Raw genomic sequence first — 22,905 nt, 5'->3', positions numbered from 1 at the left:
ACATCTCTTGACAGGCAGGACCCATGACCGGCTGTCAGGTTCCGCAGCAGTGGTCGGCGCCGGCCGACGGGTCGGGGATGTCCATGGCCGGGTTGCGGTCGAAGAAGCCGTCGGGTTCGAAGACCAGCCGCACCCGGTCGACGGGCATCACGGGCCACTGCTCGGGCCGGGGGAAGTGATGGCTGCCCACGACCGGCCACAGCACCAGCTCGGCCCCGTCCAGCGAACGGTCCTTGCGCTGCCACACCTGTACGCCGTCCTCGCCGGGCTCCGCCTGGTTCGGATACTGCCCGCCGACGTAACTCTCGGCGGGGTCGGAGACCGTCGCCCACAGATGCTGGTGGACGAAGGGCGCGCGGCGGGCCATCACCGAGTCGGGCCGCGCGAAGGGCCGGGTGGTGTTGGGCAGCAGCAGCCGGTACGCCGTCGGGTCCCCGTAGCGGTTCTGCCGGTCGGCGCTCTCCACCCGCCAGTGCCGGGACGTCGCCGGGTCGGTCCGGCGGGCGGCCTGCGACTCCGACAGCAGCGGGGTGCGGACCATACGGACCGCGTTGCCGTACGGGTCGTGGCGCGGGTCGTCCTCCGCCTGGGCGTTCTCCTCCACCAGGCGGTTGAGCGGCCCGTCCACCGCCGCGTCCAGGCGCAGGCCGAAATAGTGCTGATGCGTGGGCGTCTGCACGGTGGGCGAGACCACCCGGCCGTGCCGCACCTCCTCGCCCTCCTCGATGCCGGACGCCGACAGCATGCCGGTCAGCTTGATCTCCAGCTCGATCCGGCCGTCCTGGTAGAGCGACCAGTAGAAGCCGTAGTCGTAGTTGGCCACCGTCGCGAAGCTGGAGATGATCAGCCGCCGGGAGCGGCGCACCTCGCTCACCCCGCGGCGCAGGTCGTTGTGCTTCCAGAGGATGCCGTCGTCCTCCTCGTGCATGCAGATCGCCTGCTCGATCTCCTGCGCGGCGCCGTCACCCCCGAGGTAGGCCGCGTCGAAGTAGTGGATGACACCCAGGCAGTCGCAGCCCAGCGCGAGCGAGTTGGTCAGCGGGCCGGCGCCGTACTCGCCCCAGTCGAAGAAGTTCTTGCGGAACTGCGTGCTGCTCGGGTCGAGGTAGGGCACGTACATCTCGTTGCAGGCGGCCCGCTTGAGGACCGAGCGGCCCAGGAAGCCGAGGTCGTACAGGACCAGGCCCTCGCGGTGGGTGAAGCCGACGCGGAACTCCCAGCCCTGCCAGCTGACCCGATGCCCGTCGACGGTGAAGCTGGGCCCCTCGGGCTGTACGACCTCCAGCGGCTTCAGCCCCGCGCGGTCCGGGCCGAATCCGCCGGCCGCCAGCGGTCCCGGTTCCTCGGAGACCGGCACGACACCGTGGTCCTCGACCTCCAGCACCTCCATGGTCGCCATGTCGATGATCGGGATGACGCCCTGCACGGGGCGCACATAGGCGTTGTCGTCCTCCTGGACGCGGTGCCAGACCGAACCCCAGGTGATCCGGCGGTCCTTGTACTTCTCCGGCACGAAGCCGCCGATGGACTCCGCGTCGATCACCGTCAGCGACACGTCGTGGATGCCCCGCTTGGCCAGTGCCTCGCGGAACTGCGGGTTCGCCCGGCAGGCCTGGGCCGCCGCGCGCGCCTCCGTCGAGGTGATGCCGGGCCGCCGGATGTCCACCGGCCGCCACTCCAGGCAGCGCGGTTCGGCGCCCAGGTGGACGTCGATCTCCCAGGCGCCGGGCAGATCGTGGTCCATGGCCACCAGCCCCACCCGCACCTCGCCCGCGGGCTGCCGGCCGGCCATCACCTCGCGGGCGAAGGTCTCGTCCAGCACCGCGCCCCAGAACCTGGTCCGCTCACCGAGCCGGCCGTCGGCCCGCGCCACGGCGACCGCCGCGCCGATCTCCGCGGGAGACAGCGGGTCGAGAGGATGGGTGCGCGCACGCCGGGCATGGACACGGGTACTGACACTTCCGGGCGGGTTGTGCATGGTGTGCTCCGCTCATCTGCACGGCCGCAGTCCTTGGATCCTGCAACCTTTAGAATGGATACATAAAGCTGTGAGGGGCGGTCACCGCCGGCCCGCGCCGTTGCCTTCGCCCTTCCCGACCAGACGGAGACCTCATGGACACCGCCCCGCTCCCCGACGCGGACTCGCCGGCCGGAAAGGGCAAGGCGCTCGTCGACGACACCGCGGCCGCGATCCGGGCACGGATCCTGTCCGGCGAGATCCCCATCGGGGCGCAGCTGCGCCAGGTCGAACTCGCGGAACTGCTCGGGGTGAGCCGTACTCCCGTGCGGGAGGCGCTGCGTCAGCTCCAGGCGGGCGGTCTCATCGAGGTGCTGCCCAACCGTGGTGCCGTGGTCCGCGTCCCCGCACCCTGGGAGGTCCGCGAGGCCTACGAGATCCGCGCCGAACTCGAAGGACTCGCCTGCGTACGGGCGGTCCGCGCGGTCACCCCGGAGGTGCTGCGGGAACTGCGGGAGGCCAACGAGACGGTACGCGCCGTGAGTGGCGGTCCGAAGCCGGGTAGGGGCTCCGGGCCCTCCGCCTCGACGCAGGCCTCGCCCGCCCCGAACGCCTCGCCCTCCACCTCCGCGAACGACTGCTTCCACACGCTGATCCACACGGTCGCCGGGAACAGGCGTCTCGCGCGGGCCATCAAGGACGTCAACGAGGCGTTCCCCCGTAACGTCTCCGCCCTCGTCCTCCAGGACAACCCCCGTCATCGCGAGGACAACCTCCGCGAACACGAGCGGATCGTGGAGGCGCTGGCCGCCGAGGACGCGGAGCGGGCGCGCAGTGAAATGAAGGCCCATGTGATCAGCGCGGGCGAGCAGTTGGCGCGCTGGTACGAGCAGCGGTCGGCCACGGTCTTCCGCGGCTGAGCGCCCGGCCGCTGCTGATCGCTCCGTCGCTGCTGATCGGTCGGCTGTTACCGATCGACCTGCCGTTGCCGATCGGCCGGCCGCGCGGGTGCCCGGGGTCATGGCGTGGCTCCCGGTCCGGGGCGGTCGGTGATGCCCATCGCGGCCGGGGACAGGAAGTCCAGGTCCGGCCGTTCCTTGCCCTCCGCCAGGTCCGCGAGCGCGGCGCCCAGCGCGGGCCCGAACTTGAAGCCGTGCCCGGAGCAGGCCGCCGCCACGAACACCCGGTCCTCGCCCGGCAGTCGGCCGACGGCGAAGCGGTTGTTCGGTGCCATGGTGTAACGGCAGGTGATCGTCTCCTCCACCGGCCCGTCGGCCGCCGGGAGGAACCGTGAGGCCAGGCCGAGGAGCCGGTCCCGCTCGGCCTCGGTGACCGGACCGGCGGTCGTCGACGGGTCCTCGGGCGGCCCGTGGTCCAGGCCGATCTTGACACCGGCTCCGCCGAAGGCCGGGATGCCGTACAGCAGCCCGACGTCCGGTACGTCGACGGAGAACGCGCCCAGCAGCGGTGGCTCCAGCAGGTGGCGCCGTGCGGAGCCGAGGTGCAGGTTCACGATCCGCACCACGCTCAGCGGCGCGGCGAAGGCGGGGAACAGTTCACCGGTCCAGGGGCCCGCGCAGACGACCAGCCGGTCCGCGTGCAGGACACCCTGGTCCGTGTCGACGCGTACGCCCTCGCCGTCCCGGTGCCGGCCGAGGACCGTGCAGCCGTCGCGCCGGTCCACGCCGTGCGCGCGGCCCAGTGCCGCCAGGGCGGTGAGCGAGGCCTGGGCGTCGATGACACCGGCGGCCGGATCGTGCACCGCGGTGAAGCCCTCGCACAGCCGCAGCCCGGGGAAGAGTCCGGCCGCGCGGACGTGGTCGACGTTCTCGCAGCCGGGGCCGCGCAGGGTGGCGGGGGCGTCGACCGGCCTGGCGTACAGGCCGCCCGTGGTGGTCACCAGCCGTTGCCCGGCGGCGAGTTCGAGTTCGTCCCAGGCCCGGTAGGCGGTGTCGACCAGGCCGTCCCAGACCTCGGCGGGGTAGGCCCGCCGGATCATCCGCGTCCGGCCGTGCGAGGAGCCCTCGGTGTGACCTGCGGGGAACCGGTCGAGATGGATCACGCTCGCTCCGCGCGCCGCCAACTGCCAGGCGGCGGACGAGCCGTGGATGCCGGCCCCGACGACGATCACATCGGCCCGGTCACCGACGGGTCCCGTCGGCCTTGAGGGGGCGGGCCGGGAGAGGGCCACCGGACCGGACGGGGGCTCGACGGCAGCCGCCGGTGCGGGTGAGGGGACGGGCTCGACGCCGGGCGCCGATGCGTCGGTGGCGCCTGCGGTTTCGGCTGCGGCTGCGGCTGCGGTTGGCGAGCCGTGGCCCGCCGTCCCGGCCCCCCTGCGCCGCCGTTCCCGTGCGGTCAGCGCCGCGACGAGCGCGTCCACGTCGTCTTCGCTGTTGTAGACGTGCAGGGAGGCTCGCGCGACCCGTTCCAGACCCCGTCTGCCCAGATCCCACTGACCGTGCGAGGCCGGCACGGTCGTCAGTCTGAAACCGGTGGCCCGCAGGTCCCGTACGGTCTGGCGGGGGTCCTCGTCCTCGCGCAGGAACGTCACGATGCCCGAGGCCGCCGCCGACGGATCGGTCCGCCGGATGCCCGGTACGCCCGACAGCCCGGCCCGCAACCGCTCGGCCAGCTCCGTCACATGGTCGCGGATCCGGGCGACGCCGAGGCCGAGCGCCTCGTCCAGGGCCGTACCCAGGCCCAGTCGCAGGGCGTGGGAGGCCTCCCAGGTCTCGTACCGCCGCGCCCCCGGCACCACCTCGTACCCGTAGGCCGACGACCACTGGGCACCGCGTACGTCCGGAGCGGCGGGCCGCGCTCTCTCCCGCAGCTCCCGGTCCACGTACAACAGGCCCGTTCCGCGCGGTCCGCGCAGGAACTTGCGGCCGGTGGCGACGACGATGCCGCAGCGCATCTCCCGTACGTCGACGGGGAGTTGGCCGAGTGACTGCGTGGCGTCCAGCAGCAGCGGCACCCCCGCGCGGGCCGCCAGCGCGCCGACGGCGGCCACCGGCTCCACGAGTCCGGACGACGTGGGGACATGCGCGACGGTCACGAGCGCCGCCGGCTCGCGCAGGGCCGTCTCCAGAGCGCCGAGGTCGACCTGCCCGCTCGCGTCGGCGGGCAGTACCTCCAGCACGATGCCGTGCGAGTCCCGCATCTCCAGCAGGTGCAGGGCGGAGCTGACGTACGTGGAGGGCGAGGCCAGGACGCGGTCGCCCGCCTTGAGCCGGAGGGCTCCGAGCGCCCGCTGCCAGGCGGTGGAGGCGCTGTCCATCAGGGCGATGTCCTGGGGCTCCGCGCCGATCAGCCGGGCCGCCGAGTGGTACACCGCCTCCGTGCGGTCGGCCAGCGCCTCGGCCGCCTCGTAACCGCCGAGCAGCGACTCCAGGCGCAGATGGTCGGTGACGGCGGCCAGTGTCGCGGCGCTGGGCAGCGCCGACCCGGCCGCGTTCAGGTGATGGGCGTGGCGCATACCGGGGGTGGCGGCGCGCAGTGCCGCGACGTCGAGTGCCGGTCCGCCGGGGACCGGAGGCGGGACGGTGAGCGCGGTCGTACCCGTACCGGGAGTTGTGTCGGTGCCGGAGGCCGTGTCCGTGCCGGAGGCCGTGTCCGTGCCGGGAGTCGTGTCGGTGCTCATAGTGCGACGACCACCGCCTTGCGCTCGCAGTACGAGTAGAGGGCGTCGTCGCCCAGGTCCCGGCCCAGGCCCGAGTCGCCGACTCCCCCGAAGGGCAGCGCCGGGTCGAAGATGTTGTAGGTGTTGATCCAGACCGTTCCGGCGCGCAGGCGCGCTGCCATGCGGTGGGCGCGGGAGAGGTCCCTGGTCCACACACCGGCGGCGAGTCCGTAGGAGGTGTCGTTGCCGATGGCGACGGCTTCGTCGTCGTCCTCGAAGGGGATCACTCCCACCACGGGGCCGAAGATCTCCTCGCGGGCGATCCGCATGCTGTTGGTGACGTTCGTGAACAGCGCCGGCTCGACGAAGTAGCCCGGCCGGTCCGGTACTTGACCCCCCGTCACCAGTTTCGCGCCCTCGGCGACACCGGCCTCGACGTAGGACAGGACCTGGGTCCGCTGTTCCTCCGAGACCAGCGGGCCGACGGTGATCCCGCCGTCCAGGCCGTTGCCGACGGGGACCTTGCGCACCGCGTCGGCCAGTCGCTCCTCCATCTCCGCCAGGACGGAACGCTGGACCAGCAGCCTGCTGCCGGCCGTGCACATCTGTCCGGAGTGGCCGAAGGCGGCCCGCATCGCGGTGACGACAGCGGCGTCCAGGTCGGCGTCGGCGAAGACGATGTTGGGGCTCTTCCCGCCGAGTTCGAGGGTGAGGCGCTTGACGGTGGGGGCGGCGGCGCCCATCACGATCCTGCCGACCTCGGTGGAGCCGGTGAAGGACACCTTGGCGACCCCCGGGTGCGCGGTGAGCGCGGCACCCACCTCGCCGTCGCCGGTGAGGACGTTGAGCACACCTGCCGGCAGCCCCGCATCCTCGCACAGGGCGGCGACGCGGAGCATGGTCAGCGGGGTCTGCTCGGCGGGCTTGACCACGACGGTGCAGCCCGCGGCGAGTGCGGGGGCGAGCTTGAAGCAGCCGGTCATGATGGGGAAGTTCCACGGCAGGATCAGCGCGGCCACCCCGACGGGTTCGGGCACCGTGTAGACGTGGTGTCCCTGGTCGAGGGGCACGACCGTGCCGGCCAGCCGGGCGGGGGCGCCCGCGAAGTGCCGGAACGTCCTGGCGCTCATCGCGGTGTCGGCGCGCGAGCGTTCGATCGGTTTGCCGTTGTCGAGGGTCTCCAGTACCGCGAGTTCCTCGGCGTGCTCCTCGATCAGTTCGGCGATCCGGTGCAGTACGCGGCTGCGCCCGGCCACCGGCAGACCGCGCCAGCGGCCGTCCTCGTGCGCCCGGGAGGCCGCGGCCACGGCGTCGTCGACGTCCTGCGGGGTGGCCTGGGCGACCCGGCTCAGTTCGGTCTCCGAGGCGGGGTCGACGACGGGGAACGTCCGGCGCTCGCCGGGAGCGATCCACCGTCCGTCGACGAGGAAGGGTTCCAGCGGCACGGGTCGGGCGTTGAACGCGGGTCGGGCCTTGATCGTGGTCATGGCGTCTTCCGTGAGGTGTGAGCCGACCGCGGGGGCCGGGGTTCGGTACGGAGGGGAGGCCGGCATGCGGCTCAGACGAGGTCGAAGTATTCGCGCTGCTCCCAGTCCGAGACATGCGCCAGGTAGCGCGCGAACTCCGCGCGTTTGATCGTGGTGAGCCAGGAGACGACGTCCTCGCCGAGCGCCTCGGCGAACACCGGGTCCGCGTCGAGCGCGTCCAGCGCCTGGGCGAGCGAACCGGGCAGACCGCGGGCCGCGGGGTCGTACGGATCGGTGGTCGGCGGGCCCGGGTCGAGCCGCCGGGCCATCCCGTCCATCCCGCTGATCACCTGCGAGGCGATGTAGAGATACGGGTTCGCCGCCGGCTCGCCGGATCTGTTCTCCAGCCGGGCGCCTCCTCCGCCCTGGGCGCCGACGACCCGCACCATGGCGCCCTTGTTGTCGATGCCCCACACCACCCGGTCGGGGGCCAGGGACATCGGCAGGTACCGCTTGTAGCCGTTGACGGTGGGTGTGGTGAACACGGTGGCGGCGGGCGCGTGTTCCAGCAGTCCGGCGAGGTAGTGGCGGCCGACCGAGGACAGCACCTCTCCCTGCGCCACCCCCGCCGACTCCCCCGGCCGCGGGCCGGGCGCCGGGTCGAAGGCGGCCTCGCCGGTCGACCGGGACCGCAGCGACTGGTGCAGATGCCAGCCGCTCGACGCGGTCTCCGCCACGGCGGGCCGTGCCATGAACGTCGCGTGGTAGCCGTGCCTGCGGCAGATCTGCCGCACCGCCGCACGGGCCAGCAGCGCGTCGTCCGCCGCCCGCGCCGCGCCCCGCGCGTCGAGAGTCAGCTCCAGCTGGCTGGGCCCGAACTCCAACTCCAGGGAACGCAACGGGAGATCGAGTCCGGTGAGCCCTCGGTACAGCAGGTCCACCAGCTCGTCGAGCCGGTCCAGCCCTTCCTCGTGCAGCAGTTGCGAGCCGCCGCTCAGCGGCTCGACCTCCGGTGCGGGTCCTGGCGCGCCAGGGCGCCCCACACCCACCGGCATGGTCCCGCCCTCTGAAGGACGGGACGCGGGCCGGTACACATGGAACTCCAGCTCCACACCGACCGTGAGGTCGTACCCCGTGTCCGCCAGCGCGGCCAGCCTGTCGCGCAGCAGTCCGCGGGAGCAGAACGCCGCCGGGGTGCCGTCGGGGTGGTAGAGGTCGCACAGGATCCACCCGGTCCGCTCGGCCCACGGCAGCACCCGGAACGTCGTCATGTCCGGCACCAGCACGATGTCACCGGCCCCGGCGAAGCGCCCGTCGGCCAAGCCGTCGCCGCCCGAGAAGACGGGGAAGACCGTCCGGCCGGAGCTGTCCTTCAGCAGCAGGGACGACGGCGCGGTGACGCCCGAGCGCAGTGCGCCGGGCACCGCCTCCCGGGTCAGCGTCTTGCCCCGCAGCACACCGTGCTGGTCGGCGAAGGAGAACCGCACCTTGTCCAGGCCGAGTTCGTCGATCACCCGGCGTACGTGTCCGGCGGCCACGTACTGCCGCTCGTCCCACAGGCCGTGCCGCTCGACGAACCCGCCCGTTCCGGCGGAGGTCAGCGGGCGCGCACCGGGTCCGTCGCCGCCCTGCGCCCTCGGCCGCTCGTCAGCGCTGCGCACGGGGCACCTCCCGCCCCGCCCAGGGGGATCGCGCGCGCCGCTCCGACTCCCGTAGCCGCCACGCCTCTTCCCAGCCGTCCGCGGGCGTGATGGTGTCGATGGCCAGGGGCCCGGTCAGCTCCTCGGCCTCCCGCGCGTCGAGCGGCAGACCTGGCACCGGATTGCCGCTCTCGAACGAGGTGATCGCCTTGAGCAGGAGACGGCGGTTGGCGGTCACCGCACGGTCGGACACCCCGAGCCGCTCGACGGTCCGGTCCTGCACGGGCCCCATGCTCTCCACGGCCCACTGGTCATGGACGTTGATGTCCAGTCCCATGCCGGTGTACGTGAGTTCCCGCTGCTCCCTGGGATCGAAGCCCCAGTCGTTCGTACGGTTGCGGAGCGGCCGGTAGTCGGGGAGCGAGACCTCGGCCAGGCGCTGGGCCAGCAGTGTTTCCTGGTCGGTGACCTCCTCGAAGTCGTAGAGGATCATGAACCAGTAGTGGTTCTCGTCGTCGATCGGGACGTGCCACTGGCAGAAGGCCTTGCCGTTGCCGAAGGGCACCACGAAGGCGTTGGGGAACACCAGGTTGGTGATCCGCACATGCCGGACGCCCTCGGTGAGGTCGCGCAGCGCGAAGACCCGCAGACCGTGCTCGGCACTCTCCACCTCGATGTCCGGGCGGAAGCTGGCCCCCACAAGTTCCGAGAGCTTCTTCCCGGTGCCCTCCACCTCCTCGCTGAACTGCTGCCCGTACACCTCGCGCGGGTCCTCGCCCACGAAGCGGTGCAGGAAGGAGACATGGCTCGGGTCGATCCCGCCCTCCACCCCCTGCAGCCAGTTGCACTCCCACCAGCCCTTGAAGGCGAAGGTGTACTCCTCGGGAGCGCGGAAGCAGTCGTACGCCGGGAAGGGCGGCGGGTCGCCGGTGCCGAGGTAGGCGAAGACGATGCCGTTGCGCTCCACACAGGGGTAGCTGGGGATGCGCACCTTGGCGGCGAAGTTGCTGTGCTCCGGTTCCGCGGGCTGTTCGAGGCAGCGGCCGTCCGGCCCGTACAGCCAGCCGTGGTAGAGACACCGCAGCCCGCCGCTCTCCCGACGCCCGAAGGAGAGGTCGACGCCCCGGTGGGCGCAGAACCGTCCGACGAGCCCCCACCCGCCGGTCCCGGCCGCCTCCTCCCCCGTACCTGGCGCGTGGCCACCTTGAGCGTCGTCATCTTGAGCGTCGTCATCTTGCGCGTCGTCGTCCCGGCGGAAGAGGACCAGGTCCTCGCTCATGATGCGGATCGCCTTGACCGGTCGCTCGTCGGACATCTCCGAGACGAGGGCGACCGGCTGCCAGTAGGCGCGCATGAGCTGCCCGAGGGGCGTGCCCGGACCAGTGCGCGTCACGCGCTCGTTGTCCTCGCGTCTCAGCATCGCTCACCTCGTGCATCCGATTGCTTATTGATTGGATCCAATACTTACACATCGAGATCCAAAGCGACAGGGTCAAATTTTCGAGAGCCACATCACGGTCTTCCTCGACCGGACCACCGGCCCCTCAACTCCGTTGCCAGGCACGCAACTTGAGTGGGCGAGTCACCGTCGCCCGGGCTCCCGCGTCCCGGGCTCCCGCGTCAGGGGAGCCCGAGCATGACGGCCATCGCGGTGACCATGAGCGCACCGCCCGCCTCGCCCAGCAGACGCGCACGTCTGCCCGGCGGGAGCGCGGTGATCCGGGGCGGCCAGGCCTGCCGGACGAGCACCACGCCCGCCCGCGCCACGCTCCAGCACGCGACGGACAACAGCACCGGCCCCAGCGTGAGTTCGGCCGGCGTGAAGTCGGCCGACGTGAGGCCTGCGACACCTGCCCCGCCGTGGTGGCTTTGTCCTACAACCGCGGCGACCGCCGTCAGCAGCGCCATCGCGGCCAGATTCACCGCCTCGGCGGCTCTGCGGAACACACATCCCGCCCGCAGCTCCCACAGAGTGGCACCGCCGAGCGCGACGGCACCCGCCACCCACAGTCCCCGGTCACCGGCTCCGGGGATCATCGCCGCCATACAGGCCAGCGCGACCGCGTGCGGCAGCCATTGCCGCACGGGGGACGGCAGATGCCCGGCGAGGCACAGCACCCCGCCCACCAGCCCTGTCACCCACAGCACCTCATGCATGGGGTGCGCACCGGGCGGACTGGTCCACCCCCGTGACGGTCTCGGCGGACACCGGCCGACGGAGAGGGGTACGCGCCCCGGGCCGGGCGGCGCTCCGGCAGGGAGGTTCGCTGCCGCACCGGAGAAGGAACGAAGGGGATGACGTGCTCACGGTCCTCCTGATGTCACTCGCGCGGGACGACGCCCTCGCAGATACGGACAAACCTGAGCGATACATGTTTCGTACCCCGACCGGCTCCTGTTTCTCAGCGGTAACAGCTGTCACTTCGCCTGGGCGAGCTGGACGGCGTCCGGCCCTGCCGGGAAGCGCAGTTGCCCGGTCGTGTCGTGCACGGCCCGCCACACCGTCTCGGCGACGTCGCTCTCCTTGGTGAACAGGTCCTGGCCCGTGAAGTCGCCCATGACCTTCTCCGCCCACGGCGCGTAGGGCGCGGGGATCAGTTCGTCCAGTGCCCCGCCGCCCGTCGCCCTGGCCGCGAAGTTCGTCGTCAGACAGGCGCCCGGCTCGACCGTCTTCGCCTGCACACCGAAGGGCGCGAGTTCCAGCGCGAGGGACGCGGTGAATCCCTCGACGGCCATCTTGCTCGCCTTGTAGACGGCCGAGAGGGGCATGTGTCCCAGCACCACGCTGGAGGTCACGTTGACCACCACGCCGGAGCCGCGCTCACGGAACTGGGGTAGTAGCGCCTGCGTCACGGCCATCACGCCGAACGTGTTGGTCTCGAAGACCTCCCGCACCCGGGCCATGGGCGTCCCCTCGAACACGCCGATCAGCGGGACACCCGCGTTGTTGACCAGGACGTCGACGGGCCCCGCCGCTTCCAGCGCGGCGGTGACCGTCTCGGGCTTGGTCACGTCGAGTTCGACGACCCGGAGGCGATCCGAACCGGGCAGGAGGTCCGTCCTCGGGGTACGCATCGTGGCGATGACGTTCCACCCCTGCGAGTGGAAGTACAGGGCGGTCTCCCGCCCGTAGCCGGACGAGACACCGGTGATCAGTACTGTCTTCATGCTGTGCTCCCTGCGGGATGATGGGATCCGCGCGAGAGAGGCATTTTCCTGCTCCCGGCGGAAGAACCGACATACCCAGTGAAGCGCTGTGAGCTGCGAAGATGTTAGAAGTATCCTCGCTCCCTCTTGCACGATCCTCCCGGTCACCTCAGGCCGTGTGTCACCCCAGGCCATGCTCACTCAGGGAAGGACACCCACCGGAAGGCCAGCCGGAGCACCCACCGGAGCGCCCGGAGTGCGCACGGCGTCGCGCAGTCGGGCCGCGTCCTGGCTCGGGGGCGCGCCGAACTGACGGCGGTACTCGCGGCTGAACTGTGACGGGTTGTAGTAGCCGACGCGCCGGCCGACTCCGGTGACCTCGCCCGGGTGGGTGGCGAGCAGCAGCCGGGCCTCCTGCAGCCGGATCTGCTTCTGGAACTGGATGGGGCTCATCGCCGTCACCGCCTGGAAGTTGCGGTAGAAGGCGGAGACGCTCATGCCGGACATCCGCGCCACGTCCTCGACCAGGAAGGGTTCCGCGTAGTGCTCGCGGATCCAGCCGACGGCCCGGGAGACATGGCTCAACCGGCTGTCCGCGAGGCCGAGTTGGCGGACCGTGGCGCCCTGCTCGCCGGTGATCACGCGCCACAGGATCTCGCGCTTGACGAGCGGGGCCAGTACGGCGCGGTCGCGGGGCTCGTCGAGCAGGCGCACCATCCGGACGACCGCGTCGAGCAGCGCGGGCGAGGCGTCGCTGACGGCCATCGCCGACGGCGCCCCGCCTTCCGGGCGGGGGTTGCCCCCGGGGCCGGCCCGCAGGAGCAGTTCGGCGACGGCGGACGGTTCGAGGGTGAGCCCGAAACCGAGGGCCGGCCGCTCGGGTTCGACCTGGAGGAACTGTCCGGTGACGGGCAGGTCGACGGAGGCGACCAGATACTGCCCGGCGCCGTACTCGTAGACCCGGTCGCCCAGCGCGAGGCGTTTGGCGCCCTGGGCGATGACGGCGAGCACCGTGCCCGACGTGGAGGCCGCCGGCGGATCCGGCCGGTCGACCTTCGAGATCAGGACGCCGTCGATGGCGGTGGTCCAGTCGGGCCGCGCGTGCCGGGCCAGCAGAGTTCGAAGCTCTTCGAAACACATGGGTCCATTGCAGCACCATTCGGCCTCTCCGCTCCGGCCACCGCGAGGATTGTGCAAGCAGCGACGAGCATCGGTCTAACGTTTCTGCAGGTCAGATCGGTTCAATGGAATCACCGCACCACATCGCGCTCCATCAGCCAAGAAGATCGAGAAGATCGAGAAGATCAAAAAAAGGCTGAGAAAACCGAGAGGAAGCCGTCCGATGATCGCCACTTATGGGTTCAACGCCGTACTGACCGCCAGGCCCGGAATGGGAGACCGGCTGGTCGACCTGCTGCTGACCGGCCTGGACGAGGGCAGTCCCGGCGCGAGCGAACACTGCCTCGTCTACCTCGTCTCCCGTTCCGCGTCCGACCCCGATGTCGTCCAGGTCACCGAGGGATGGAGCAGCGAGGAGGACCATCACCGGATCTTCGCCGGTGAGGCCGCGCAGGCCATCGTGGCGGAGATCGACGGGCTGCTGGCCCAGGAGTCCGCGTACACCGACTACGTCCCGGTCCGCGGGAAAGTCACCTTCTGACGCGACCCCGCCACGCCCCACACCATCCAGCCCAGCCCCGCCTGTCACCACCCACCGGCCCACCCCTCACGAGAGGCAACGACCATGACCACCACCCCCCGACCCGACCTGGACCCCGAACTGCGCGCCCTGCTGGCCGACATGCCGCTGATCCCGCGGCTCACCCCGGAGGTTCTCGCCCAGCTGCGCCAACTCCCGCCGACACCGGTCGACTTGCTGCTCGCCCATCGGGAGGTCGACCGGCGCGAGGTCACCACGCCCGCCAAGGACGGCGTCCCGATCCCCCTGTCGGTCTTCAGCCCCGCGAACGCCGATCGCGGCACGGCCTCGCCCTGCGTCTACTGGATGCACGGCGGCGGGATGGTCATGGGCGACCGTTTCTCGCAGCTCGACATCCCGTTGGAGTGGCTGGACGCGTTCGGGGCGGTCGTGGTCTCCGTGGACTACCGGCTCGCACCGGAGGCCACCGGCACGACCCTGGTCGAGGACTGCTACCAGGGCCTGCTCTGGATCACCGAGCACGCCGGGGAACTCGGAATCGACCCCGACCGGATCATCGTCGCCGGCGCCAGCGCGGGCGGCGGCCTCGCGGCCGGGGTCGCGCTGCTCGCCCGTGACCTCGGCGGCCCGGCGATCGCCGCGCAGATACTGATCTGCCCCATGCTCGACCATCGCAACACCAGCGTCTCCAGCCGCCAGTACGCGGACGGTCCCGGCGTCTGGACCCGCGAGATGAACGAGTTCGGCTGGCATGCCGTCCTCGGCCACCTCGACGGCGCCGGGGACCTCGGGAACTTCGGGGACCTCCCGGACCCCGGCGGCGAGGATGTGTCCCCGTACGTCTCCCCCGCCCTGGCCGACAACCTCTCGGGCCTGCCGACCACCTACATCGACACCGGCTCGGCGGAGGTCTTCCGCGACGAGGACACCGACTACGCCACCCGCATCTGGGCGGCCGGCGGCCAGGCCGAACTCCACGTCTGGGCGGGCGGATTCCACGGATTCGACGCCCTCTTCCCACAGGCGCCCATCTCGGTCACGGCCCGCCGGACCCGTACAGACTGGCTTGCCCGGCACCTCGGCCGGAGTCGTACGGCATAGTCGTCGACGGTCCCGGGTGAGCACGGCCGAAAACATGTGCCACGGGTGAGGAACTCCCAGCAAGCAATGGTCAATTCAAGCCGTTGTCTTGTCACATCCATGACAACCTGTGCATCGGATGTCACTCTGCTGTCGAACGTTCACCCTTCGTTCACAGCGTCACACCCCCCACCCACACATCCCCCGTACCCCCACGTCTCACGCGCCGCCGAGTTCTCCGGCGCCTTCGTGTGCACCTCGTGCTGCGCTTCTTCCCGCTCCACCCCCCTTTCGGGCCGGCCGTACCCCGTCGGCCCGCTCACCGTCGGCGTCCACCAGACGTCGGCCGTCGCAGGAGGAGAAGACATTGTCCGGGCCCCATCGCTTTGCCCACCGGCGCAGACGCGCCGCGGCTCTCGCCCTCACCACCGCGAGCTCGCTGCTCGTCCTCGGCGTCCAGGGCGCACCCGTGTCCGCCGCGCCCGCCGACCCCGGCTCCGGCCCCTCGAAGATCGTCGCCACACCGCGCGCCGGGGCCGCCCAGCCCGCCCTGTCGCCCGCCGCGCGTACCGCGCTGCTCAAGAGCGCCACCGCGAAGTCCGGTGACACGGCGAAGCAACTCGGCCTCGGCTCCCACGAGAAGCTCGTCGTCAAGGATGTCGTCAAGGACGCCGACGGCACGACCCACACCCGGTACGAGCGCACGTACGCCGGGCTTCCGGTCCTCGGCGGCGACCTGGTGCTGCATGTGAAGAAGGGCCGCACCACCACGTCCAAGGCGACCCGCGCCACCATCACGGCGCCGACGACCACGCCGAAGATCTCCGCGACCGGCGCCGCCGACAAGGCGCTGGCCGTCGGCAAGGCCGCCGATGTGGAGAAGTCCGCGATCGAGGGCAAGCCCCGGCTCGTGGTGTGGGCCGCCGGGTCCGCCAAGCCGGTCCTGGCCTGGGAGTCCGTCGTCGAAGGGGTACAGGACGACGGCACGCCCAGCGAACTGCACGTCGTCACCGACGCGAGCACCGGCAAGGTCGCCGCCGAGTACGAGGGCGTGCACACCGGAGCGGGTCACGGCCAGTACAACGGCGACGTGTCCGTCGGCAGCACGCTCTCCGGTTCCTCGTACCAGCTCGTCGACGGCGACCGCGCCGGGCAGCGTACGTACGACCTGAACCAGGGGACGTCCGGTACGGGCACCCTCTTCACGGATGACAACGATGTCTGGGGTGACGGCACTCCGGGCAACCGGCAGACCGCCGGCGTGGACGTCGCCTTCGGCGCGGCGGCGACCTGGGACTACTACAAGGACGTCCACGGCCGCAACGGCATCCGCAACGACGGTGTGGCCGCCTACAGCCGCGCCCACTACGGCAACAACTACGTCAACGCCTTCTGGCAGGACTCCTGCTTCTGCATGACGTACGGCGACGGCGCGGGCAACGCGGCGCCGCTGACGTCGCTCGACGTGGCGGCCCACGAGATGAGCCACGGCGTCACCGCCGCGACCGCGGGCCTGGTGTACTCGGGTGAGTCGGGCGGCCTCAACGAGGCGACCTCGGACATCTTCGCCGCGGCCGTCGAGTTCAACGCCAATCTTGAGGCGGACGTCCCCGACTACCTGGTCGGCGAGAAGATCGACATCAACGGCAACGGCACGCCGCTGCGGTACATGGACAAGCCCTCCAAGGACAGCCGCTCCCGCGACTACTGGGACGCCTCGCTGGGCAGCATCGACGTCCACTACTCCTCCGGTCCCGCGAACCACTTCTTCTACCTGCTCTCCGAGGGCAGCGGGGCGAAGACGGTCAACGGGGTCGCCTACGACAGCCCGACCGTCGACGGCGTGCCGGTGGCGGGCATCGGCATCGAGAACGCGGCCGACATCTGGTACCGCGCGCTGTCGACGTACATGACCTCGACGACCAACTACGCGGCTGCCAGGACCGCGACGCTGCAGGCCGCGACCGATCTCTTCGGGGCCTACAGCGACACCTACCTCGCCGTCGCCGCCGCCTGGGCGGGCATCAACGTCGGTGACCGCATCGCGCTCGGGACCAACCTCTCCCCGATCGCCGACCAGCTCTCCGGCGTAGGCCAGGACGTGTCCCTGCAGATCGAGGCCTACACGACCAACTCGGACTCGGGCCTGACCTACGAGGTCACCGGCCTGCCCGACGGTCTGACCGCGAGCGACAGCGGGCTGATCTCCGGTGTCCCGACCGCCACCGGCACCAGCGAGGTGACCGTGACGGTCACCGACGGCACGGGTTCGACCGCGTCGGACACCTTCGAGTGGCGCGTGGCGAACATCTACGGCAGCTCCACCCGTGTCGACATCCCCGACAACGGTGCCGCGGTCGAGTCGCCCATCACCATCACGGGCCGCCCGGGCAACGCCTCGGCGACCACCGAGGTGTACGTCAACATCGTCCACACCTACCGGGGCGACCTGACGGTCGATCTGGTGGGCCCCGACGGGACCGTGTACTCGCTGCTGAACCGCAGCGGGGGTTCGGCGGACAACGTGGACCAGACCTTCACGGTGAACGCCTCGGCGCAGCCGGTCGACGGCACGTGGAAGCTGCGGGTACGTGACGTGGCGGCGATCGACGTGGGCTACATCCAGCAGTGGCGCATCACTCCGTGACGCTCCCCGACAGCCTGGACGCCTTCTGACGCCCTGTCGACATGACAGCCCGCCCGCTCGGACCGTGCCATGGTCCGGGCGGGCGGTGCCGTATGCGGGCCTGCGGTCCTACCGGCGCGGCCCGAGCCGTTCCGGTGCGGTCGTGTACGGCAGGCCGTCGAGCGGGAGGTCGGTGAGGAAGCGCAGAACCAGGTCGGCGTACTCGGCCTCCCGCTCCAGATGCACCATGTGGTCGGCGTCGCGGACCAGCAGGAAGGTCGAATCGGCGATGGCGGCTGCCACGGCACGGCACTCGTCCGGAGTGCTGACGTCGTCGTGCTCGCCGGTGAACACCAGTGCGCGCACGGCGTCGATGGTCTCGGACGGGAGCGGGTCCGCGGCGAGCAGGCGGCGGTGGCAGACGGCGTGGCGGCGGGCCGCGGCCGGGGTGATGCGGGCGAACTGCCGGTGCAGCATCCGTGCCACGGTGGCCGCCTGGGAGACCTGGTCCCGCAGAGCGGTGTTCAGCAGCGTGGCGACGGCGCGGCCCGCGATCTCGTCCGAGCCGGAGGCCGAGAGCGACCCGTCGACGTCGTCCGCGAGGGCGGCGCGGGCACTCCACACCTGCTCGCAGTCGGAGACCAGGCGCGGGTTCATCCGGTGCGTGGCACCCGCCAGGACGAGCCGTGCGACCCGCGCCGGCCGGCTCAGGGCGGCACGGTAGGCGATCGGCGCGCCGTACGAGGCCCCCAGGAGGTTGATCCGGTCGAACCCGAGCCGGTCGGTGACCCGCAGGGCGGCCTCGGCGAGCGCGTCGAAGCCCTGTTCGGCGGGCAGGTCGTCGGCCGTTCCGACGCCGGGCAGGTCGACGAACACCAGCGGCATGTGCGCGCTGAGCCTGCGCTCCAGCCGGGGCCACGCGTACATGTCCTGGAGGGCGCCGCCGAGCAGGAGCAGGGGTTCGGTGACCGGGGGCCGGTCCGAGGTGATGACGCGGCAGGTGTAGCGCAGACCGCGCCATTCCAGGGGTACCAGTTCCTCCCTCGTCTCCTCGGGCGCGTTCCACTCGGGCGGGTTCCACACGGAGGGGACGGTCGCCATCACGGGTTCCCGGCGGCTCGGCTCGCGATGAGGTCGGCCAGGGCGTTGACGGTGGGGGCGCACGAGAGTTCGTCCTCGGTGAGGAACAGGCCCATGCGGTCCTCCAGCTGCATGGACAGCACGGTCACGGCCATGGAGTCGATGCCGGCGTCGGCCAGGGTGGCGTCGGCGGTGATGGGCGCGGGGGGCAGTCCGGCCTGCGCCGTGAGGATGCCTTTGAGTTCTTCCAGCACGTGCTTGGTTTCCTTACGTTCCTGGGCAGATGGATCTCTACAGCTCCGCGGTGATGCCCGGGGGCCATACGAGGCTGGTGGCGGCCCAGGCGAGCCCGCTGCCGAAAGCGACAACGAGCACGCGGTGCCCAGGTTTCAGCTGCCCCTCGTCCGCGGCGTGGGCGAGCAGCAGCGGGACGGAGGCCGCCGCGGTGTTGCCGACGTGGGCGATGTTGGAGGGCGTGCGCTCGGGCGGGATGCCGAGGGCGTCGGCCACGGAGGCGGCGATGCGCCCGTTGGCCTGGTGGACGATCAGCCGGTCGACCTCGTCGAGCGTCCAGCCGGCGGCCTGCGCCGCGTCCCGGGCCGCCTGGCTCATCCGGCGCACCGCGTGCCGGAAGACCTCGTTACCGCGCATGTGAACGAAGAAGTCGCCCGCGGGCGCGGTGTCCCGCCGGTCGCGTTCGCGGGCTCCGCCGGCCGGGATGACGATGGCGTCGGCGAGCGAGCCGTCGCTTCCCCAGGCGAACGATCCGAGGCTGCCGTCCTGTCCCGCGAGTCCGGCCTCCAGGACCATGGCTCCGGCGCCGTCGCCGAAGAGCGGTGCCGTCGCGCGGTCGTCGGAGTCGATGATGGCGGACATCGTCTCCGCGCCCACGACGAGGACCCTGCGGGCGCTGCCCGCGCTGATGAGGCCGGCGGCGACGGCCGACGCGTACACGAATCCCGCGCAGCCGGCGGTGACGTCGAAGGCGATCGTGTCGCGCAGGCCGAGCCGGTGGGCGACCGCGGGCGCGGTGGCCGGGCAGTGGTGGTCCGGGGTGGTCGTGGCCAGGACGAGGGCGTCGACGTCCGTGACCCCGGCCGACCGCATCGCGCGTCGCGCCGCTTCGACGGCGAGATCTCCCGTGGACACCGTTGTGTCCGCGCGGCGACGCTCCTGGATGCCGATTCTCTCCCGGATCCACTCGTCGCTGCTGTCCAGCCGGGAGCACAGCTCGTCGTTGGTCACGCGGCGGGGTGGAAGATGGGAGCCCACGCCCGTCACCACCGCGGCCGGCCCCTGCGGTTCACGGAGTTCCGCACTCGAAACGTTCATTTACTAAGCGTACTTGAGTGAAGGCGGAGAGTTATCTGCGGGCCCGGCACCTCACGGGGCGGGAGGGGGGCGAGGGCGGGGCGGGAGCGGCGGCGGGCGCGTCGGAGCGGTCCGCGCAAGGGAGTTCGAACCATCATGAACGGGTTCATATAGGCTGCGTACGCTGCCCTTTGCCGCCTTGTTCCTTCCCCGGGAGAGTCTTTCAGTGACCGTAGTGACCGCTCAAACCGAACCGGCCGTTCCGCCCGTCGACCAGGTGCCCGCGCAGGCTGCCGCGGAACCCGGGGAGTTCTGGGTCGAGCCCGAGGCGTCCGTCGACGAGGTTCCGGCGGACGGGGCGCACGAGGTGGCTCCGGACGCCGGGGCGCACGTCGAGGCTCCGGCGGACGCGGCGCACGTCGAGGCTCCGGCCGACGGGGTGGACGCCGAGGTCGCCGATGACGAGGCGCACGCCGACGTCACACCGGAGGACGTGCCCGCCGAGGTCGCGCGCGACGCCCAGGACTTCGGGGCGTACGTGCGGGCCGGCGGCTGGACGTTCGCGCTGAAGGTGGCGCGCAGCGTGCGGCCCGGCGGCGAGACGCCGGGCGAGACGCGGAAGGTCTCCGCGAAGGCCTTCGCCGAGTTGGCCGGGTGCTCGCCCGAGCGGGTCATGCGCTACTACAAGGCGTGGGACAAGGCGGCCGACGACGGTCTCGTCCCGTACTTCGAGGCGCTGGCGCCCGGGCAGGACGTGGAGTTGCCGGACTCCGACGTGTGGCACTCGTACTACGTCTCCCGGTCCAGCGCCTCCTCCGAGCGCGGCACGGCGATCACCGCGGCGGCCGAGGCCGAGGGCATCCGGCCGACGAAGGCCCTGGAGGTCGCCGAGAACCCCACCGCGCTGCGGGCGGCGATCCTCGCCGACCCCTCCACGGCGAAGGCGGCCCGCGCGGCGCTCCTCGACCGGCTCCAGGAGGACCCGGCGCTGCAGACGGAGTGGGCCCGTGACATCGCGCGCACCGACGACCTGAAGAAGGCGGTGGCCACCGAGACGCAGGCGGCCAGCCGCATCGGCTATGTCCGTGACATCGTGGAGAACGGCCAGGTCAAGACGCCCGCCGGGCAGACCATCGACGCCCCCGCGGAGCTGCGCGCCGAGGCCGAACGCCACCTCTCGCTCATCGACGAACTGGACGAGACCGAGGACACCAGCGAGTGGGCCTCCGAGGCGTTCGACTCGATGAAGGACATCGTCGCCCAGACCATCCAGGCGGACCCCGAACTCCGCCTCCAGGAGCGGCGTACGAAGTTCTACAGCAGCCTGCAGAAGGCGACGAAGGTCTTCGAGGACCTGACCTTCGACGACGCCGACGACCTCGACACTCTCTACGAGGACGACATGCTGCAGCGCCTGGAGGAGCTCCAGGAGGCCATCAGCAGCTGCATCACCACCCTGCGCAAGGCGGCGCCGGGCAAGTGAGCGTTACGCCCTGACGGGGCGGGACCCGGTCGGTCGGCCGTCGCTCCGCGGCGGCCGTCACTCCGCGAACGGCGCCGCGAGCAGGAGATCCTCCACCGTGGGCACCGGGAAATCGGGGAGGTGACGGCGGCCGACCTCGGCGAAGGGGTGCAGGAGCACCGACATCGGTTTGGTGCGGCACAGCGAGAGAATGTTGTCGAGCGCGTCCTGCTTGAAACCCTCCCTGGGAAAGGCCGCCAGTATCTCCTCAAGGGTGTCGGGCGGAATGCGATCCAGCTCGTTCCCCGAGAAATCGACTCCCGAGCCCACGGAGACCATCGCGATCTCCGGCCTCTTGCGGGTGGCGATACCGGCGTTGGTGTGCAGCGCGATGGCGTCCCAGACGACCGCCACACGTTCGGCCGGCATGTGCTGTTCCCGCAGGAACCGCTGTGCGGCGTCGGCGCCGTCGATCTCGAAGCGCTCGTCCGGGGTCCGGTACGCCGTGACCAGCCCGAGGTCGTGCAGAGCGGCGGCGACGAACGCGAGTTCCCTGTCGTAGGGGACGCCGCGCCGGTCGCACAGCAGGGAGCCGAAAAGGTACGTCCTCATGACGTGGTTGTAGAGCGTCACCGAGGACACGCTCCGTACGAACTGCGCGGTTTTCAAAGCCAGTTCGCTGGTGGGGATGCGCACTCCGGCCACGGACCTGGGCAGCGCCTCCGCACCGGGGGCCGAGGTGTTGCCGCGCGTCGCCGGTCCCGCCGCGGCGGCGGGGGAACCGGACACCGCGGTGGCGAGCGCGGAGACCGCGCCGATGGCGGCGACACCGGCCCCGCGCCCGAGTGCCGTGCGCCGGGTGACACCCTTCCCCCCGCCGCTCCCGCCGGAATCACTCGAACGGGCATCGCTGGAACGGGAATTACCGATACGGGAATTCTTCGTACGGTAACTACTCGTACGGGAATTGCTCGTGCCGTCGTTGCTCTTGTCGGACATGCGGACAGCCTTCTCGTCGGCGATTGATGCCACGAGCCTATGGACGCTTCCGCGGAGCAAACAGCGGCGAAAATGCCGAGCAACTCCGGATTCTCGCCGGCGCGGCGGTCAACCGGCCTGTTCCACCGGTGGTATCCGGTTGAAGATGTCCTTCAGGGTGTTCCGCATCCCCATGCGGAAGATTTCCGCGGGGTGTTCACCGAGGAACGTGGTGTGCCCGAACACCTCCAGCACGACCAGGCCGTGCATGTGCCCCCACGCGCTCATGACGAGTGCGGTCAGGATCGGCGGCAGAGCGTCCTGACCGGTCGGCGGCAACGCGTCCAGATACGCGACGAACGCGGGCGACAGCTCGGAGGCGTCGACCGCGGCCAGTTGTGCCGGGGTGAAGCCGTCGAACATCTCGCGCTCGAAGATCGCGCCCATCCGGCGCACCGCCTGGGTGGTCGCACCCTCGACGGGAGCTTCGTAGTACCGCAACGGTGTGCCGTACAGCAGCTGGAACCGCTCGGGATGGTCGACGGCCCACCGGCGATAGCCCTCGGCCGCGGTCACCACCCGTTCCATGGCCGAGTCCTCCCGTGAGGCGTCGACGGCGGCCTGCACGGCGTCGCCCAGGGCTTCGTACGCCTTGGCTATGAGGGCCGTGACCAGCTCGTCCCGGCTCGGGAAGTAGTGGTAGAGCGCCTGCACGGTCATGCCCAGGCTCCGGGCGACGGCACGCAGCGACAGGGCCGCGGGGCCGTTCTCGGCGATCTGGCGTTCGGCCGCGTCCAGGATCTCCTGGGTGGCGGCCGCTCGGCGCCGCTGACGCAGAGAGGGCAGGGCGGCCTTGTGTTCGTCGACGGGCATGCG

Annotated in this window: 18 protein-coding genes; 5 read left to right on the top strand and 13 right to left on the bottom strand. The window is 71.2% G+C overall.

Annotated elements, in window-relative coordinates; all coding sequences use genetic code 11:
• Positions 1-34 precede the first annotated feature (34 nt).
• A complete protein-coding gene (locus ACZ60E_RS03140) occupies positions 35-1,978 on the bottom strand; it encodes a primary-amine oxidase (RefSeq protein WP_469437471.1) in 1,944 nt (647 codons plus the stop codon).
• 134 nt (positions 1,979-2,112) lie between these two features.
• On the opposite strand from ACZ60E_RS03140, the gene ACZ60E_RS03135 reads away from it, so the two are divergent.
• Positions 2,113-2,877 carry a GntR family transcriptional regulator gene (locus ACZ60E_RS03135; RefSeq protein ID WP_469437469.1) on the top strand — a complete coding sequence of 255 codons (765 nt, stop codon included), beginning with the start codon at positions 2,113-2,115 and terminating at the stop codon, positions 2,875-2,877.
• 98 nt (positions 2,878-2,975) lie between these two features.
• Here the strand turns inward: ACZ60E_RS03135 and ACZ60E_RS03130 are convergent, their stop codons facing one another.
• The 7 genes from ACZ60E_RS03130 to ACZ60E_RS03100 all read right to left on the bottom strand — a co-directional run bounded on the left by ACZ60E_RS03130 (position 2,976) and on the right by ACZ60E_RS03100 (position 12,972).
• Positions 2,976-5,600, bottom strand: coding sequence for an FAD-dependent oxidoreductase (locus ACZ60E_RS03130; protein WP_469437467.1), 2,625 nt, complete (start codon positions 5,598-5,600; stop codon positions 2,976-2,978).
• Positions 5,597-7,066 carry an aldehyde dehydrogenase family protein gene (locus ACZ60E_RS03125; RefSeq protein ID WP_469437465.1) on the bottom strand — a complete coding sequence of 490 codons (1,470 nt, stop codon included), beginning with the start codon at positions 7,064-7,066 and terminating at the stop codon, positions 5,597-5,599. Before ACZ60E_RS03125 ends, ACZ60E_RS03130 begins: the two co-directional genes overlap by 4 nt.
• A 71-nt stretch (positions 7,067-7,137) precedes the next feature.
• A complete protein-coding gene (locus ACZ60E_RS03120) occupies positions 7,138-8,706 on the bottom strand; it encodes a glutamine synthetase family protein (RefSeq protein ID WP_469437463.1) in 1,569 nt (522 codons plus the stop codon).
• On the bottom strand, positions 8,693-10,078 hold the full coding sequence (locus ACZ60E_RS03115; RefSeq protein ID WP_469437461.1) for a Rieske 2Fe-2S domain-containing protein: 1,386 nt from the start codon (positions 10,076-10,078) through the stop codon (positions 8,693-8,695). The genes ACZ60E_RS03120 and ACZ60E_RS03115 overlap by 14 nt, the downstream gene beginning before the upstream one ends.
• 227 nt (positions 10,079-10,305) lie before the next feature.
• Positions 10,306-10,842 carry a hypothetical protein gene (locus ACZ60E_RS03110; RefSeq protein WP_469437459.1) on the bottom strand — a complete coding sequence of 179 codons (537 nt, stop codon included), beginning with the start codon at positions 10,840-10,842 and terminating at the stop codon, positions 10,306-10,308.
• Between the two features lie 261 nt (positions 10,843-11,103).
• Positions 11,104-11,853 carry an SDR family oxidoreductase gene (locus ACZ60E_RS03105; protein WP_469437456.1) on the bottom strand — a complete coding sequence of 250 codons (750 nt, stop codon included), beginning with the start codon at positions 11,851-11,853 and terminating at the stop codon, positions 11,104-11,106.
• A 180-nt stretch (positions 11,854-12,033) separates the two neighbouring features.
• Complete coding sequence (locus ACZ60E_RS03100) at positions 12,034-12,972, bottom strand: AraC family transcriptional regulator (RefSeq protein ID WP_469437453.1); 939 nt, start codon at positions 12,970-12,972, stop codon at positions 12,034-12,036.
• 202 nt (positions 12,973-13,174) lie between these two features.
• Here ACZ60E_RS03100 and ACZ60E_RS03095 point away from each other — a divergent pair, with 202 nt between their 5' ends.
• The 3 genes from ACZ60E_RS03095 to ACZ60E_RS03085 all read left to right on the top strand — a co-directional run bounded on the left by ACZ60E_RS03095 (position 13,175) and on the right by ACZ60E_RS03085 (position 17,219).
• Entirely contained in the window at positions 13,175-13,492 is a 318-nt protein-coding gene (locus tag ACZ60E_RS03095) for a putative quinol monooxygenase (RefSeq protein WP_469437451.1), read from the top strand.
• A gap of 84 nt (positions 13,493-13,576) precedes the next feature.
• Positions 13,577-14,593, top strand: coding sequence for an alpha/beta hydrolase (locus ACZ60E_RS03090; protein ID WP_469437449.1), 1,017 nt, complete (start codon positions 13,577-13,579; stop codon positions 14,591-14,593).
• 346 nt (positions 14,594-14,939) lie between these two features.
• Positions 14,940-17,219 (top strand): M4 family metallopeptidase, encoded by a 2,280-nt coding sequence (locus ACZ60E_RS03085; RefSeq protein ID WP_469437446.1) that lies wholly within the window; start codon positions 14,940-14,942, stop codon positions 17,217-17,219.
• Positions 17,220-17,327: 108 nt separating this feature from the next.
• Here the strand turns inward: ACZ60E_RS03085 and ACZ60E_RS03080 are convergent, their stop codons facing one another.
• The 3 genes from ACZ60E_RS03080 to ACZ60E_RS03070 are packed head-to-tail and all read right to left on the bottom strand — an operon-like array spanning position 17,328 to position 19,610.
• Positions 17,328-18,299: an alpha/beta fold hydrolase gene (locus ACZ60E_RS03080; protein ID WP_469437444.1), complete on the bottom strand. Its 972-nt coding sequence runs from the start codon at positions 18,297-18,299 to the stop codon at positions 17,328-17,330.
• Positions 18,299-18,532 (bottom strand): acyl carrier protein, encoded by a 234-nt coding sequence (locus ACZ60E_RS03075; RefSeq protein WP_159074146.1) that lies wholly within the window; start codon positions 18,530-18,532, stop codon positions 18,299-18,301. The genes ACZ60E_RS03080 and ACZ60E_RS03075 overlap by 1 nt, the downstream gene beginning before the upstream one ends.
• A gap of 37 nt (positions 18,533-18,569) precedes the next feature.
• Positions 18,570-19,610, bottom strand: coding sequence for a beta-ketoacyl-ACP synthase III (locus ACZ60E_RS03070; protein WP_469437439.1), 1,041 nt, complete (start codon positions 19,608-19,610; stop codon positions 18,570-18,572).
• Between the two features lie 205 nt (positions 19,611-19,815).
• Here ACZ60E_RS03070 and ACZ60E_RS03065 point away from each other — a divergent pair, with 205 nt between their 5' ends.
• Positions 19,816-21,072: a hypothetical protein gene (locus ACZ60E_RS03065; RefSeq protein ID WP_469437436.1), complete on the top strand. Its 1,257-nt coding sequence runs from the start codon at positions 19,816-19,818 to the stop codon at positions 21,070-21,072.
• A gap of 57 nt (positions 21,073-21,129) precedes the next feature.
• On the opposite strand, the gene ACZ60E_RS03060 is transcribed toward ACZ60E_RS03065, so the two are convergent.
• Entirely contained in the window at positions 21,130-22,050 is a 921-nt protein-coding gene (locus tag ACZ60E_RS03060) for an HD domain-containing protein (protein WP_469437434.1), read from the bottom strand.
• A 108-nt stretch (positions 22,051-22,158) separates the two neighbouring features.
• Entirely contained in the window at positions 22,159-22,902 is a 744-nt protein-coding gene (locus ACZ60E_RS03055) for a TetR/AcrR family transcriptional regulator (protein WP_453790076.1), read from the bottom strand.
• Positions 22,903-22,905: the final 3 nt, after the last annotated feature.

The sequence above is a fragment of the Streptomyces sp. NPDC102514 genome (genome assembly GCF_055584525.1).
The sequence above is the reverse complement of the archived record's forward strand: the minus strand, read 5'-3'. Positions and strand labels throughout refer to the sequence as shown.

Coding starts and splice junctions, on each gene's coding strand:
- ACZ60E_RS03140 (WP_469437471.1), bottom strand. CDS start 1,978: ATGCACAACCCGCCCGGAAGTGTCAGTACCCGTGTCCATGCCCGGCGT.
- ACZ60E_RS03135 (WP_469437469.1), top strand. CDS start 2,113: ATGGACACCGCCCCGCTCCCCGACGCGGACTCGCCGGCCGGAAAGGGC.
- ACZ60E_RS03130 (WP_469437467.1), bottom strand. CDS start 5,600: ATGAGCACCGACACGACTCCCGGCACGGACACGGCCTCCGGCACGGAC.
- ACZ60E_RS03125 (WP_469437465.1), bottom strand. CDS start 7,066: ATGACCACGATCAAGGCCCGACCCGCGTTCAACGCCCGACCCGTGCCG.
- ACZ60E_RS03110 (WP_469437459.1), bottom strand. CDS start 10,842: ATGCATGAGGTGCTGTGGGTGACAGGGCTGGTGGGCGGGGTGCTGTGC.
- ACZ60E_RS03105 (WP_469437456.1), bottom strand. CDS start 11,853: ATGAAGACAGTACTGATCACCGGTGTCTCGTCCGGCTACGGGCGGGAG.
- ACZ60E_RS03100 (WP_469437453.1), bottom strand. CDS start 12,972: ATGTGTTTCGAAGAGCTTCGAACTCTGCTGGCCCGGCACGCGCGGCCC.
- ACZ60E_RS03095 (WP_469437451.1), top strand. CDS start 13,175: ATGATCGCCACTTATGGGTTCAACGCCGTACTGACCGCCAGGCCCGGA.
- ACZ60E_RS03090 (WP_469437449.1), top strand. CDS start 13,577: ATGACCACCACCCCCCGACCCGACCTGGACCCCGAACTGCGCGCCCTG.
- ACZ60E_RS03080 (WP_469437444.1), bottom strand. CDS start 18,299: ATGGCGACCGTCCCCTCCGTGTGGAACCCGCCCGAGTGGAACGCGCCC.
- ACZ60E_RS03070 (WP_469437439.1), bottom strand. CDS start 19,610: ATGAACGTTTCGAGTGCGGAACTCCGTGAACCGCAGGGGCCGGCCGCG.
- ACZ60E_RS03060 (WP_469437434.1), bottom strand. CDS start 22,050: ATGTCCGACAAGAGCAACGACGGCACGAGCAATTCCCGTACGAGTAGT.
- ACZ60E_RS03055 (WP_453790076.1), bottom strand. CDS start 22,902: ATGCCCGTCGACGAACACAAGGCCGCCCTGCCCTCTCTGCGTCAGCGG.